The sequence below is a fragment of the Stenotrophomonas sp. As-7 genome (assembly GCF_030291015.1).
Taxonomy (GTDB): Bacteria; Pseudomonadota; Gammaproteobacteria; order Xanthomonadales; family Xanthomonadaceae; genus Stenotrophomonas; species Stenotrophomonas lactitubi.
Window position 1 is genome coordinate 3,043,775 of the sequence record NZ_CP127405.1, and the last position, 13,891, is coordinate 3,057,665.

Sequence of the window (13,891 nt, forward strand, 5' to 3'; positions counted from 1 at the left end):
CAGCACCTCAAGCCCTTGATTTCAAAAGAATTCAACAGGGCCAAGGGTGACGCAATGGAATGAGTATAGCGGGGCCAATGTTCCACGGGCGGGATGACCGGGGGAGGAAGCTCCGCGCTCACGCCCGCCCCTGCTCTCCGGCGTCGCCGCAGGCCGCCCGGGACACCTACCCGTGTCCGGAAAATGAGAGCAACGTGTTGATATTCATGGATTCATGCTGAATCCGCCGGCACATGCGTCACCCGCCAAGCACCGGCCCGGCCAGGTCGCCTTCGCCCAAAACAAAAACGGGCACCCTTGCGGGCGCCCGTTCTGGTGATACCAGGCCTTGCGGCGTGGGATCAGGCCTTTTCGGCTTCAACCACGACCTTGACGGTGGTCTCGACGTCCGCGTGCAGGTGCACCAGGACTTCGTACTCGCCAATGTTGCGGAAGGCGCCTTCGCCCAGGATGACTTCGCTCTTGCTCAGCGGCAGGCCGGCAGCGGTGAAGGCATCGGCGATTTCGCGGGCGCCGACCGAGCCGTACAGCTTGCCTTCGGTCGAAGCGTTGGCGGCGACGGTCACGCTCGCGCCTTCCAGCTTGGCCTTGCGGGCTTCAGCGTCGGCGTGGATGGACTGGGCCTTGGCTTCGTAATCAGCGCGCTTGGCTTCGAACTCGGCCTTGTTGCTCTCGGTGGCCGGAACGGCCTTGCCCTGCGGCACGAGGAAATTACGGCCGTAGCCCGGCTTCACGTCGACCAGGTCGCCGAGGTTGCCGAGGTTGGTGACTTTCTGCAGGAGGATCAGCTGCATGGTATTGCTCCAGATAAGTTATTCGTTAGCGAGGCGCGGGCCCCGCAACAAAGGCTGTCCGAATAGCTGGCACAGCGGGGGCAGCGCGGAGCTGCCCCGCCGGCATCAGACGTCGTGGTTGTCGGTGTACGGAATCAGGGCCAGGAAGCGAGCGCGCTTGACGGCGGTCGCCAGCTGACGCTGGTACTTCGACTTGGTACCGGTGACGCGGCTCGGCACGATCTTGCCGTTCTCGGTCAGGTACTGGCGCAGGGTGTTGAGATCCTTGTAGTCGATCTCCTTGACACCTTCGGCCGTGAACTTGCAGAACTTGCGGCGACGGAAGAACTTGGACATGTCAGTGCTCCTTAGGCGGCCGAAGCGGCGTCGTCGCCGGCATCGTTGTCAGCGGCGGGGGTGGTTTCGCCTTCTTCGTCATCACGACGACGACGCTCACCACGCTCGGGCTTGTCGCCCTTCTCGTCCTTGCTCTTCATGATCAGCGACTGCTCGGTGTCAGCCTCGTCACGCTTGATGACCAGGTTGCGCAGCACGGCGTCGTTGAAGCGGAAGCTCTCGGTCAGTTCGGTCAGAACGGCCTGGTCGACTTCGATGTTCAGCAGCACGTAGTGCGCCTTCACCAGGTTCTGGATCGGGTACGCCAGCTGGCGGCGGCCCCAGTCTTCCAGACGGTGGATGGTGCCGTTGCCGTTCTCGACCAGCGACTTGTAGCGCTCGATCATGGCCGGGACCTGCTCGCTCTGGTCCGGGTGGACCATGAACACGATTTCGTAATGACGACTCATGTTTTTCTACCTTTCGGATGTGGCCTTGCGGCCGGACAGCCCCCCGCCGTTGATACCGCGGTGGGGCAAGGGATCCTGCCAGGGAGGCAGGAAGCCGCGCATTATGGCGCAGATGGGGGGGCTGGGCAACCGGTGGGTAACCGGGCCACCTGAATCGGGGGCGCCCTGCTCCCGTGCCGACCAAGGTCGGCATCTACCCAAGCGGGGCTCAGGCCTTGTCGGCGTCGGTGGTGAAGCTCTCGCCGCAACCGCACTCGGCGGTGGCATTCGGGTTGCTGAACGTGAAGGTCTCGCTCAGGCCGTGCTTGCCGAAGTCGATCACGGTGCCGTCCACCAGGGCCAGGCTCTTGGCGTCGACGTAGATCTTCACCCCGTCCTGGTCGAACACGGTGTCGTCCGCGCGCTCGTCGCGGGCCAGGTCGGTGATGTGGCCCCAGCCGGAGCAGCCGGTCTTGGTCACGCCAAAGCGCAGGCCCAGCGCGCCGGGGGTCTGGGCGACGAAGCGCTGCACGCGCTCGAAGGCAATAGGGGTCAGGCTGACAGCCATGGTGGATCACTCCAGAGGTACCGGGACATTATAGGGAGCCGATGACCGCAGAAATGCCTCGCAAGCAGAACGCTGCAACCGGTAAACTCCCGTGTTCAGAGATCGAGTCGATCAGCAGAGGATTCAAGTCATGACGGTGGTCAGCGTTGAACATGCGCTTGCCGGGAAGATCCCGGAAGGTGGCGAAGTCACGGTACGCGGTTGGGTGCGCACGGTGCGCGGTTCAGCAAATCTGGCTTTCGTGAATGTGACCGACGGCTCCTGCTTCGCCCCGATCCAGGTCGTGGCCGGCGACGCGCTGGCCAACTTCGACGAAATCAAGCGCCTGACCACCGGCTGCTCGCTGGTGGCCACCGGCACTTTGGTGAAGTCGCAGGGCAAGGGCCAGTCGTTTGAGATCCAGGCCAGCGCGGTCGAGGTGGTCGGCTGGGTCGAAGACCCGCTCACCTACCCGATCCAGCCCAAGCCGATGACGCCGGAGTTCCTGCGTGAAGTGGCGCACCTGCGCCCGCGCACCAACCTGTTCGGCGCGGTCACCCGCATCCGCAACTGCCTGGCCCAGGCCGTGCACCGCTTCTTCCACGAGAACGGCTTCAACTGGATCAGCACCCCGATCATCACCACCTCCGATGCCGAAGGCGCCGGCCAGATGTTCCGCGTGTCCACCCTGGACATGGTGAACCTGCCGCGTGATGCCCAGGGCGGGATCGACTTCAGCCGCGACTTCTTCGGCAAGGAAACCTTCCTTACCGTGTCCGGCCAGCTGAACGTCGAGGCCTACTGCCTGGCGCTGAGCAAGGTGTACACCTTCGGCCCGACCTTCCGCGCCGAGAACAGCCACACCACCCGCCACCTGGCGGAGTTCTGGATGATCGAGCCGGAAATCGCCTTCGCCGACCTGGCCGAAGACGCACGCCTGGCCGAAGAATTCCTGAAGTACCTGTTCCGCGCGGTGCTCAACGAGCGCGGCGACGACCTGGCCTTCATCGCCGAGCGCGTGGACAAGAACGCGATCACCAAGCTGGAAGACTTCATCAACGCGCCGTTCGAGCGCATCGACTACACCGATGCGGTCGCCCTGCTGCAGAAGTCCGGCAAGAAGTTCGACTTCCCGGTCGAATGGGGCCTGGACCTGCAGACCGAGCACGAGCGCTGGCTGACCGAGGAACACGTCGGCCGCCCGGTGGTGGTGACCAACTACCCCGAGCACATCAAAGCCTTCTACATGCGCCTGAACGATGACGGCAGGACCGTCGCGGCGATGGACGTGCTGGCCCCGGGCATCGGCGAGATCATCGGCGGCAGCCAGCGCGAAGAGCGTCTGGATGTGCTGGATGCACGCATGGCGCAGTTCGGCCTGGATCGCGAGCATTACAGCTGGTACCGCGATTTCCGCCGCTACGGCTCGGTGCCGCACGCCGGCTTCGGCCTGGGCTTCGAGCGCCTGGTGGTCTACGTCTGCGGCCTGTCCAACATCCGCGATGCGATCCCCTACCCGCGCGCCCCGGGCAGCGCGGACTTCTAAGCCCACACGCCCGACCACGGAGGTACTGCCCCCATGACCCTGTTCTTCGCCCTGTGTTTCGTCGGCGTTGCAGTGGCCGGGTTCAGTGCCTTCGTGATCTTCTGGCCGCTGACCCTGGTGCATGTGCGCGATCGCCATCCGGCGCTGGCGCAGCGCTTCGGCAGTGGTGCCTTCCTCAAGCCCGATGCGCTGGGCTGGCTGCTGCGGCGCGAATACCGCACCCAGCCGGACCGCTCGCTGTCCGGGCTGGCGACGCCCGCCTGGGTATCGCTGCTGACCCTGCTGGCTGGACTGGGCATGGCTGCCCTGCTCTGGCTGGCCTCGCTCTGGTAATACACACATGAACGACCTTTCCCACGCCCGTGACAGCTGGTGGCTGGCCAGCCTCGGCAACACCCTGATCTGGGCACGCCTGCGCATCCGCGAGGCCGGCACCGCCGAAGTACTGGACAGCGATGGCAATACACTGAGCTACGACAGCGAAGACACCGCCCGCTCGCAGCTGTTCGACGCCGAGTTCGTCGAGTACGACGGCCTGGACGAAGAAGATGCGCTGGTGCGCGGCTTCTCGCTGCATGAAGTGCAGCCACCGCAGGCGGGCAGCGACGAAGGCCTGCGCGGGCGCATGGTGCAGTCACTCGGCAGTCGCGCCTGAGGCCAGCCGATGTTCACCCCGCGCGCTTTCGCACAGACCGACCTGCAGTGGCTGGATCGCCTGCTGGCGCGTGATCCATTCGTCACCGTGCTCACCGCCGGTGGCGATGGCCTGCCGGAGCTGACCCGGTTGCCGGTGCTGTACCAGCGCGACGGCGACCACATCGAGCTGCGCGGCCACTGGGCCCGCGCCAACCCGCAGGCACGCCACAGCGGTGCGGCCAAGGTGCTGGTGGACGGGCCGCATGGCTATGTCTCGGCCAGCTGGTACCCGGACAAGGAGCCCGCCGCGCGGGTGCCTACCTGGAACTACGCCGCCGCCGAACTGCGCGGCCAGCTGCAGACCTTCGACGATACCGATGCCCTGGCCCAGCTGGTCAGCGATACCGGTGACCGCTTCGAAGCCAGCATCGGCCAGGCGTGGCGGTTCGAACCCGAGCGTGACGACCACCGTCGCCAGCTGCGCGGCATCATCGGCTTCCGCTTCACCGTCGAACAGGTGCAGCTGACGTTGAAGCTGAGCCAGAACCACCCCGAGGCCAACCAGCAGGCGGTGATGGCCGAGCTGGAACGCCTGGACAATCCCCATTCCACCGAACTGGCGCAGTGGATGCGCCGGTATCGCGACGAAGCCGCCGCAGGCAGCTGAGCGCCCTGTTTCCCGCGACGACGCGACCAGAACGGCCGCGCCTTGCCCCCACCCGACGTCAGGGACCCCGAACATGAAAGACATCCACAAGCTGCTGCAGAACAACCGCGACTGGGCGGACCGGATCGAGAAGGAAGACCCGGACTTCTTCCATCAGCTGGCCAAGCAGCAGCATCCGGAATACCTGTGGATCGGCTGCTCTGACTCGCGCGTGCCGGCCAACCAGATCATCGGCATGGCTCCGGGCGAAGTGTTCGTGCATCGCAACGTAGCCAACGTGGTGGTGCACACCGACCTGAACTGCCTCAGCGTGATCCAGTACGCCGTGGACCAGCTGAAGGTGAAGCACATCCTGATCGTCGGCCACTATGGCTGCGGCGGCGTGCACGCCAGCTTGAACAACACGCGGGTGGGCCTGGCCGACAACTGGCTGCGCCATGTCGGTGACGTGGCACAGAAGCACGCGGCGATCATGGACGCGATCGAGGAGCCGGAGCTGAAGCATGCACGCCTGTGCGAACTGAACGTGATCGAGCAGGTGGTCAACGCCTGCCGCTCGACAATCGTGCAGGACGCCTGGGCACGCGGCCAGAAGCTGATGGTGCACGGCTGGGTGTACAGCCTGAAGGATGGCCGCGTGCGCGAAATGGGTATCGACGTGGGCGCACCGGAAGACCTGCAGCCTGCATATGAGAAGGCCCTGTCCTACGTTCCGCGCCGCGGCCGCCGCGACTGACCCCCCCTCCCACGGACACTCCACATGCTTGCCTCCCCCATCAACCTGCTGGGCTGGATCGAGGAAAACCGGCATCTGTTGAAGCCGCCGGTCGGCAACAAGATGATCGACAACGGCGATTTCATCGTGATGGTGGTCGGCGGGCCGAACAGCCGCACCGATTTCCACTACGACGAAGGACCGGAGTGGTTCTATCAGCTGGAAGGCGAAATGGTGCTGAAGGTGCAGGAGGATGGTGCGGTGCGCGATATTCCGATCCGCGCTGGCGAAATCTTCCTGCTGCCGGGCAAGGTGCCGCACTCACCGCGGCGCCCACCCGGCGGCGTCGGCCTGGTGGTGGAACGCAAGCGCCTGCCGCATGAGCGCGACGGCGTGATCTGGCATTGCGAGCGCTGCAACCACAAGCTGTACGAAGAGTACTTCACGCTGCAGAACATCGAGACCGACCTGCCGAAGGTATTCGCGCGCTACCAGGCCAGCCTGGAACTGCGCACCTGCAGCGAGTGCGGCCACGTGGATCCGTTGCCGGCACCGGCGACGGCCTGACAGCGCCACCGCGCTGGTAGATGCCCACCTTGGTGGGCGCTCGGTCGGAAGTGCGCCAACCAAGGTTGGCGACTACCGCATCATGCGGCGCTGGTGTTGGGTTGGCAGGCACCGGGTCATGCCCCAGGCGCTACACTGGCAGTCCCGTTGCAGCCTGTTGCCCGACCATGTCCGACCTGCTCAGCCGCACCCACGCCATTGCCCTTGATGCCGCCGATCCGCTGCGGCCGCTGCGGCAGGAATTCCTGATTCCGCGCCACGGTGGTGGTGAGCAGACCTACTTCGTCGGCAACTCGCTGGGCCTGCAACCGCGCGGCGCGCAGGCGGCGGTGCAGGAAGTGATGAAGCAGTGGGGCGAGCTGGCGGTGGAAGGTCACTTCACCGGGCCGACCCAATGGCTGTCGTACCACCGTCTGGTCAGCGCGCAGCTGGCACGCGTCGTCGGCGCACTGCCCAGCGAAGTGGTGGCCATGAACACACTGAGCGTGAACCTGCACCTGATGATGGTCAGCTTCTACCGGCCCACGGCCGAACGCCCGGTGATCCTGATGGAAGCCGGCGCGTTCCCGACTGACCGCCATGCAGTGGAAGCACAGATCCGCTTCCATGGCTTCGACCCGGCCGACTGCCTGGTGGAAGTGCAGCCGGATGAAGCCAACGGCACGATCTCGATGGCCGCGATCGAACGCGCGATCGCCACGCACGGTCCGCGCCTGGCGCTGGTGCTGTGGCCTGGCGTGCAGTATCGCAGCGGCCAGGCCTTCGACCTGGATGCGATCACCCGCGCCGCACGCCTGCAGGGCGCGCGCATCGGCTTCGACCTGGCGCACTCGGTCGGCAACCTGCCGCTGCACCTGCATGACGTCGCCCCGGACTTCGCCGTGTGGTGCCACTACAAATACCTCAACAGCGGCCCGGGCGCCGTGGCCGGTGCATTCGTGCACGAACGCCATCATCGCGACACCACGTTGCCGCGTTTTGCCGGCTGGTGGGGCCATGACGAAGCCACCCGCTTCCAGATGGCCCCGCAGTTCCAGCCCGCGGTTGGCGCCGAGGGCTGGCAGCTGAGCAATCCGCCGATCCTCGGCCTGGCGCCGCTGCGTGCATCGCTGGACCTGTTCGAACGTGCCGGCATGGACTCGCTGCGCAGCAAGTCGCTGGCGCTGACCGGCATGCTCGATGCACTGGTACGCGCGCGCCTGCCGCAGGTACTGGAAATCGTCACCCCAGCCGAACCCGAGCGCCGCGGTTGCCAGCTGTCGCTGCGGGTGATTGGCGGCCGCGAGCGCGGACGCGCCCTGTTCGAGCATCTGCGCGCCATCGGCGTGCTGGGTGACTGGCGCGAACCGGACGTCATCCGCATCTCGCCCACCCCGCTCTACAACCGTTACCTGGACGTGCACCACTTCGTCGAGGAAGTGGAAGCCTGGGCCGGCCTGTAAGCCGCCCTCCCCTACTGCTGGACAGTTCGTTGATCGCACATGCATCCCGCTCGCTGAGCATTGTCGGCGCCGGCCTGGCCGGATCCCTGCTGGCCATCCTGCTGTCACGGCAGGGCTGGCGCATCACCCTGTACGAACGCCGTGGCGATCCGCGCATCGCCGATTACGAAAGCGGCCGCTCGATCAACCTGGCCCTGGCCGAGCGCGGACGCAACGCGTTGCGTCAGGCCGGTGTGGAAGACGAAGTGATGGCGCGTGCGGTGATGATGCGCGGGCGCATGGTGCATCCGCGCGAAGGCGAGCCGCAGTTGCAGCGCTACGGTCGCGACGACAGCGAAGTGATCTGGTCGATCCATCGCAGCGACCTCAACACCACACTGCTGGAACTGGCCGAGCAGGCCGGTGCCACCGTGCATTTCCACCGCCGCCTGCACACGGTCGATTTCGATGCCGGCTACGCGCGCTTCATCGATGATCGCGACGACAGTCCGCACGATATCCGCTTCGATACGCTGGTGGGTGCCGACGGCGCAGGCTCGGCGCTGCGTGCGGCGATGAACCGTCGCGACCCGCTGGGCGAGGACATTGCCTTCCTCGACCATTCCTACAAGGAACTGGAGATCCCGCCCACCGACGATGGCGGCTTCCGCATCGAGCGCAATGCGCTGCACATCTGGCCACGCGGCCACTACATGTGCATCGCCCTGCCCAACCACGAGGGCACGTTCACGGTGACCCTGTTCCTGCCCAACCAGGGCGATCCGAGTTTCGCTACGGTCAACACCGGCGTCCAGGCGGAAGCACTGTTCGCGCGCGAGTTCGCCGATACCCTGCCGCTGATTCCCAACCTGCGTGCGGACTGGGAGCAGCATCCGCCGGGCCTGCTCGGCACGCTCACCCTGGAACGTTGGCACCAGCAGGACCGCGCCGTGCTGATTGGTGATGCTGCGCATGCAATGGTGCCGTTCCACGGCCAGGGCATGAACTGTGCGTTCGAGGACTGCGTGGCACTGGCCCGCCATCTGATGGAGGCGGACGACCTGCAGAGCGCCTTCGCCGCGTTCGAAGCCGAGCGCAAACCGAATGCGCGCGCGATCCAGCAGATGGCGCTGGAGAACTATCTGGAAATGCGCGACCGGGTGGCCGATCCGGCCTTCCTGCTGCAGCGCGAGCTGGAACAGGAACTGCAGCGGCGCTGGCCGACGCGTTTCGTCCCGCACTACACGATGGTGACCTTCCTGCACACGCCCTATGCCGAGGCCCTGCGCCGCACCGACATCCAGCGCGAGATGCTGATCACCGCCACCGCAGGCCACGACACGCTGGACAACATCGACTGGAACGCACTGGAGGCGCAGATCCATGCGCGGCTGCCGGTGCTGGAGGGCGCGCACTGATGGCCGACAGCTTCCTGTTCTACGACCTGGAAACCTTCGGCCAGGATCCGCGCCGTACCCGCATTGCCCAGTACGCGGCGATCCGCACCGACAGCGATCTCAACGAGATCGACACGCCGGTCAGCTTCTTTGTTCGTCCGGCCGATGATCTGCTGCCCTCGCCGATGGCCACGATGGTCACCGGCATCACCCCGCAGCAGGCGCTGGCCGAAGGCACCAGCGAAGCTGAAGCATTCGATCGCATCAACGAGCAGCTGTCGCGTCCCGGCACCTGCGCGCTGGGCTACAACACCCTGCGCTTCGATGACGAGTTCATCCGCTACGGTCTGTTCCGCAACTTCCACGACCCGTACGAACGCGAGTGGCGCAATGGCAATTCGCGCTGGGACCTGCTGGACATGCTGCGACTGATGCATGCCATCCGTCCGGAGGGCATCCATTGGCCCAAGCGCGAGGACGGCGCCACGTCGTTCAAACTCGAACACCTGGCCGAGGCCAACGGCGTGCGCGAGGGCGATGCCCACGAAGCACTGTCGGACGTGCGCGCGACGATCGGCATGGCGCGCCTGTTCAAGCAGTCGCAGCCGCGCCTGTGGGACTACGCGTTGAAGCTGCGCGACAAGCGTTTCGTCGGCAGCCTGCTCGACATCACGGCGCTGAAGCCGGTGCTGCATATCTCGATGCGTTACCCGGCCAGCCGCCTGTGCGCGGCGCCGGTGTTGCCGCTGGCGGTACATCCGACCATCAACAACCGGGTGATCGTGTTCGACCTCGATGGCGATATCGATGACCTGCTGGAACTGCCTGCCGAGGTGATCGCCCAGCGCCTGTACCTGCGTGCCAGCGAGCTGCCCGAAGGCGTCGCCCGGGTGCCGTTGAAGGAAGTGCACCTGAACAAGGTGCCGGCGCTGGTGGCCTGGAACCACCTGCGCGCCGATGACCACGCACGACTCGGGCTGGACGTGGCAGCGATCGAAGCCAAGGCTGAACGACTGCGCACGTTCGCACCGCAGCTGGCCGAGAAGGCGCGCCAGGTCTACAACCAGCCGCGCGCGGCGAGCGTCTCCGACGTGGACGCTTCGCTGTACGACGGCTTCCTCGGTGCCGGCGACAAGCCGCTGCTGGCACTGGCACGGACCACGCCACCGGAACAGTTGGCTGCACTGGAAGGCCGCTTCCGCGACCCGCGCCTGCCCGAGCTGTTGTTCCGCTACCGCGCCCGCAATCATCCCGGCAGCCTCGCACCGGAAGAACGCGAGCGCTGGAATGCCTATCGCCGCCAGCGCCTGCTCGGTGAGGAAAGCCTGGGCGAACTCAACCTGGCCCAGTACCAGCAGCAGTTGGATGCGCTGGCGGCCGAAGCACCCGACGATGTTCGCCGCGCCACGCTGCTGCAATCGCTGCGTGACTGGGGCCAGCACCTGCAGGAGGACCTGTGAGCACCTATTTCTCCGATGCCAGTTTCAAGTTCCTGCGCAGCCTGGCGCTGCACAATGACAAGACCTGGTTCAACGACCATCGCCAGCAGTACGAAGACCACGTGCGGCAGCCGTTCCTGCGCCTGCTGGGCGACCTGCAGCCGGCACTGACCGAGGTAAGCGGACACTTCCGCGCAGACACCCGTGGCGTGGGCGGCTCGTTGTTCCGCATCCACCGCGACGCGCGTTTCTCCAACGACAAGTCGCCGTACAAGACCTGGCAGGGCGCGCGCCTGTTCCATGAGCGCCGCCGCGAAGTGGCCGCACCCTCGTTCTACGTGCACCTGCAGCCGGGCGAGAGCTTCGTCGGTGCGGGGCTGTGGCATCCCGAACCGGAAACCCAGCGCCGCGTCCGCCACTTCATCCTCGACAACCCGGGCAGCTGGAAGGCAGCCGCGCATGCACCGGCGCTGCGCAAGCGTTTCGACTTCGAGGAAACCGAGAAGCTGGTGCGACCGCCGCGCGGCTTCCCGGCCGACTTCGAATTCATCGATGACCTGAAGCATCGCAACTGGGTGATGTGGCGTTCGCTGGACGATGCCACGATGACCGGTCCGCGCCTGCTGTCCACGCTTGGCAAGGATCTGGCAGGATTGGGCCCGTTCGTCGACTACCTCTGCGCCGCGCTGGATCTGGAGTTCTGAACTGCGCCGGGGCCATCACCGGCATCACCCGTCGTTCACCACCGGTACCCCCACTTGCGGCAGGCTGTGCACCATGAAGAAGCTCATTGGCATCCTCGTTCTGCTGATCGTCGTGATGGCGGGCTGGTGGTTCGGCGGCCCGTACCTGACCGTGCATGGCCTGTCCAAGGCCATCGAACAACGCGACACCGCGCGCCTGGAGCGCTACGTGGATTTCCCACGCGTGCGCACCAGCCTGCGCGCCCAGCTCAATGATTACCTGGTGCGCCAGGCCGGCCCCGAGGTGGCTGCCAGCCCCTTCGGCGCGCTGCTGTACGGGTTGGGCGACCAGTTGGGCGGTGCCGCGGTGGAAACGATGGTCACCCCCACCGGCATCGGCGCGATGCTGCAGGGCCACGTGCTGTGGAAGCGCGGCCGCAATGAACTACAGGGTGGTGATGCCTTCGGCACGACCGAACCGGCGCGACCGCTGAAGAACGCCGAACACCACTTCGAAGCCCTGGACCGCTTCGTGGTGGACGTTGATCGCGGTCCCGGCCAGCCACCGTTGAAGGTAGTGCTGGAACCGCAGGGCCTGCGCTGGAAGGTGGTGGACCTGCAGCTGGGGATGTCAGCCACGCCTTGATCGGTAGACGCCCACCTTGGTGGGCGCCGATACAAAGAAGTGCCAACCAAGGTTGGCAACTACCGGGGCATGGCACCCTGGTAGACGCCCACCTTGGTGGGCGCCGATGCATGGCAGTGCCAACCAACGGTTGGCACCCACCGGCCATGGTTTCAGCCCTCGTTGGCGACACCATGCGGCACATGGCCGGCCGCCACGTGTTCACGCGCACTGTCGATGTTGTGCTGCGAATCATCAAAGAAGATATCCGCGCCGAACGCCTGCAGGAACGGGCCCTTGTGCCGCCCACCGAGGAACAGCGCCTCGTCCAGGCGCACGCCCCATTCGCGCAGGGTGCGGATCACGCGCTCGTGCGCCGGTGCAGAACGCGCGGTCACCAGCGCCGTGCGGATGGGCGCGCTGTCGCCAGCCGGGAATACTTCCTGCAACGTGTGCAGCGCAGAGAGGAAACCACGGAACGGACCGCCACTGAGTGGCTCGCGTGCACGCTCGCGTTCGTGCCGGCCGAAGGCTTCCACGCCCTGCTCGCGCGAGATGCGCTCGCTCTCATCGCCGAAGATCACCGCATCACCATCGAAGGCGATGCGCAGCTGCCCGGCCGGGCGGGTGATGTCGATCTGGTCGGCGGCAGCGGCAGCGGTCTCGCCCGGTGGCTTGGGCAGGATGGTCGCCGCGGCGATGCCATGGCGCAGCGCGCTGCGTACCGATTCCGGGTTGGCCGACAGGAACAGGTCGGTGCCGAACGGCTTCACGTATGGCCAGGTCGGCTCACCGGCGGTGAAGGTCGCGCGGATGATGCCCAGCCCGTAGTGCTGGATGGAATTGAAGATGCGCAGGCCGGTATCGGCCGAGTTGCGCGACAGCAGGATCACTTCCACGCGCGGGTTCTCGGGGCTGGCGCCCTGGTTCAGCGCCAGCAGCTTGCGCACCACCGGGAAGGCCACGCCCGGCCCGAGGATGTCGTCCTCGTGCTGGCGCTGGTACTCGGCATAGGCGGCCACGCCATCGCTCTCGAACAGCGCATGGCTTTCTTCCAGGTCGAACAGCGCACGCGAGGTCACCGCGACGGTCAGCAAACGGGGGGAGTTGTCGCCCATCGGTGGGGTCCTTCAAGCGGTCGGCAGTGCCGGCCGCCTATTGTCGTCAAAAAACGAACTGTTCGCTCAGGATCCTGTCTTCCAGGTTGTGCTCCGGGTCGAACAGCAGGGTCACCCGGTGCTCGCGCGACTCGCGGATCGTCACTTCGACCACATCACGGGTCTCGTGCGAATCGGCGGTGACGCTGACCGGACGCTTGTAGGGATCGAGCACGCGGAAGCGCACTTCGGTGTCGGCTTTGAGGATGGCGCCACGCCAGCGCCGCGGGCGATACGGGGCCAGCGGCGTCAGGGCGATGGTGTGCGAGCCCAGCGGCAGCACCGGTCCATGCGCCGAGTAGTTGTAGGCGGTGCTTCCGGCCGGGGTTGCCACCAGCACACCATCACCGATCAGTTCGCCTACCCGCTCCTGGCCATTGAGGTCGATGCCGATATGCGCCGCCTGCCGGGTCTGCCTCAGCAGCGAGACATCGTTGTAGGCCAGCGACCCGGTGGTGGTGCCCGATTCGGTCAGCGCCACCATTTCCAGCGGGCGCAGGTGGGCCGGCTCGGCGCGGGCGATACGCGCGTGCACGTCGTCGTCGCCACGGTACTGGTTCATCAGGAAACCCACCGTGCCCAGCTTCATTCCGAATACCGGTTTGCCCAGGTGTCCGTGCCGATGCAGGGTCTGCAGCATGAAGCCATCGCCGCCGAGCGGGCACAGCACGTCGGCCTGGTCGGGCGCGTGGTCGCCATAGCGCGAGACCATCGCTGCGCGGGCCATCTGCGCCGGTTCGGTGGTACTGGCCAGGAAAGCGATGCGGGGGGTGTCGCTCATCGGTGGATCCGGGGAGGTTTGATGGAGAGCATAACCGAGCGCCGGGAGTTGGACCCCGTGGGGCGGATGACCGGCAGGTTCACGGCCGGCGTCGGGTCAGGTGGTCGCAAAGGTCAAGGGCAGAAACAGAACGGCCCCGCTTTCGCGGGGCC

At 66.0% G+C, this 13,891-nt stretch carries 17 protein-coding genes; 11 read left to right on the top strand and 6 right to left on the bottom strand.

Annotation, left to right across the window (positions count from 1 at the left end; all coding sequences use genetic code 11):
* Positions 1-341: 341 nt before the first annotated feature.
* The 4 genes from rplI to QP457_RS14065 form a co-directional block, all read right to left on the bottom strand.
* Positions 342-794, bottom strand: coding sequence for a 50S ribosomal protein L9 (rplI, locus tag QP457_RS14050; RefSeq protein ID WP_089236101.1), 453 nt, complete (start codon positions 792-794; stop codon positions 342-344).
* A 105-nt stretch (positions 795-899) separates the two neighbouring features.
* On the bottom strand, positions 900-1,130 hold the full coding sequence (gene rpsR / locus QP457_RS14055; RefSeq protein WP_002804494.1) for a 30S ribosomal protein S18: 231 nt from the start codon (positions 1,128-1,130) through the stop codon (positions 900-902).
* 11 nt (positions 1,131-1,141) lie between these two features.
* Positions 1,142-1,579, bottom strand: coding sequence for a 30S ribosomal protein S6 (gene rpsF / locus QP457_RS14060; protein WP_025876882.1), 438 nt, complete (start codon positions 1,577-1,579; stop codon positions 1,142-1,144).
* Positions 1,580-1,787: 208 nt separating this feature from the next.
* Complete coding sequence (locus tag QP457_RS14065; protein ID WP_033831500.1) at positions 1,788-2,126, bottom strand: iron-sulfur cluster assembly accessory protein; 339 nt, start codon at positions 2,124-2,126, stop codon at positions 1,788-1,790.
* Between the two features lie 130 nt (positions 2,127-2,256).
* Between QP457_RS14065 and asnS the strand changes: the two genes are divergently transcribed.
* The 11 genes from asnS (at position 2,257) to QP457_RS14120 (ending at position 11,822) form a co-directional block, all read left to right on the top strand.
* Positions 2,257-3,651 carry an asparagine--tRNA ligase gene (asnS, locus tag QP457_RS14070; RefSeq protein WP_099820767.1) on the top strand — a complete coding sequence of 465 codons (1,395 nt, stop codon included), beginning with the start codon at positions 2,257-2,259 and terminating at the stop codon, positions 3,649-3,651.
* Positions 3,652-3,684: 33 nt separating this feature from the next.
* Entirely contained in the window at positions 3,685-3,984 is a 300-nt protein-coding gene (locus QP457_RS14075; RefSeq protein WP_006376524.1) for a hypothetical protein, read from the top strand.
* A 7-nt stretch (positions 3,985-3,991) separates the two neighbouring features.
* A complete protein-coding gene (locus QP457_RS14080; RefSeq protein WP_180166464.1) occupies positions 3,992-4,306 on the top strand; it encodes a hypothetical protein in 315 nt (104 codons plus the stop codon).
* Between the two features lie 9 nt (positions 4,307-4,315).
* Positions 4,316-4,954: an FMN-binding negative transcriptional regulator gene (locus tag QP457_RS14085; protein WP_205405938.1), complete on the top strand. Its 639-nt coding sequence runs from the start codon at positions 4,316-4,318 to the stop codon at positions 4,952-4,954.
* A gap of 73 nt (positions 4,955-5,027) precedes the next feature.
* Complete coding sequence (gene can, locus QP457_RS14090) at positions 5,028-5,690, top strand: carbonate dehydratase (protein ID WP_049469052.1); 663 nt, start codon at positions 5,028-5,030, stop codon at positions 5,688-5,690.
* 24 nt (positions 5,691-5,714) lie between these two features.
* On the top strand, positions 5,715-6,236 hold the full coding sequence (locus tag QP457_RS14095) for a 3-hydroxyanthranilate 3,4-dioxygenase (RefSeq protein ID WP_089236108.1): 522 nt from the start codon (positions 5,715-5,717) through the stop codon (positions 6,234-6,236).
* A gap of 167 nt (positions 6,237-6,403) precedes the next feature.
* On the top strand, positions 6,404-7,678 hold the full coding sequence (gene kynU, locus QP457_RS14100) for a kynureninase (protein ID WP_205405939.1): 1,275 nt from the start codon (positions 6,404-6,406) through the stop codon (positions 7,676-7,678).
* Positions 7,679-7,707: 29 nt separating this feature from the next.
* On the top strand, positions 7,708-9,075 hold the full coding sequence (locus tag QP457_RS14105; protein WP_205405940.1) for an NAD(P)/FAD-dependent oxidoreductase: 1,368 nt from the start codon (positions 7,708-7,710) through the stop codon (positions 9,073-9,075).
* Positions 9,075-10,514, top strand: coding sequence for an exodeoxyribonuclease I (gene sbcB / locus QP457_RS14110; protein WP_205405941.1), 1,440 nt, complete (start codon positions 9,075-9,077; stop codon positions 10,512-10,514). Before QP457_RS14105 ends, sbcB begins: the two co-directional genes overlap by 1 nt.
* The gene (locus QP457_RS14115) at positions 10,511-11,197 is read left to right on the top strand and encodes a DUF2461 domain-containing protein (protein WP_089236112.1); all 687 of its coding nucleotides are present in this window, start codon (positions 10,511-10,513) and stop codon (positions 11,195-11,197) included. The genes sbcB and QP457_RS14115 overlap by 4 nt, the downstream gene beginning before the upstream one ends.
* A gap of 73 nt (positions 11,198-11,270) precedes the next feature.
* Positions 11,271-11,822, top strand: coding sequence for a DUF2939 domain-containing protein (locus QP457_RS14120; protein WP_108268062.1), 552 nt, complete (start codon positions 11,271-11,273; stop codon positions 11,820-11,822).
* Between the two features lie 152 nt (positions 11,823-11,974).
* On the opposite strand, the gene QP457_RS14125 is transcribed toward QP457_RS14120, so the two are convergent.
* Complete coding sequence (locus QP457_RS14125; protein ID WP_033831508.1) at positions 11,975-12,919, bottom strand: 5'-nucleotidase; 945 nt, start codon at positions 12,917-12,919, stop codon at positions 11,975-11,977.
* A 46-nt stretch (positions 12,920-12,965) separates the two neighbouring features.
* Entirely contained in the window at positions 12,966-13,739 is a 774-nt protein-coding gene (locus tag QP457_RS14130; protein ID WP_089236114.1) for an NAD kinase, read from the bottom strand.
* Between the last annotated feature and the right edge of the window lie 152 nt (positions 13,740-13,891).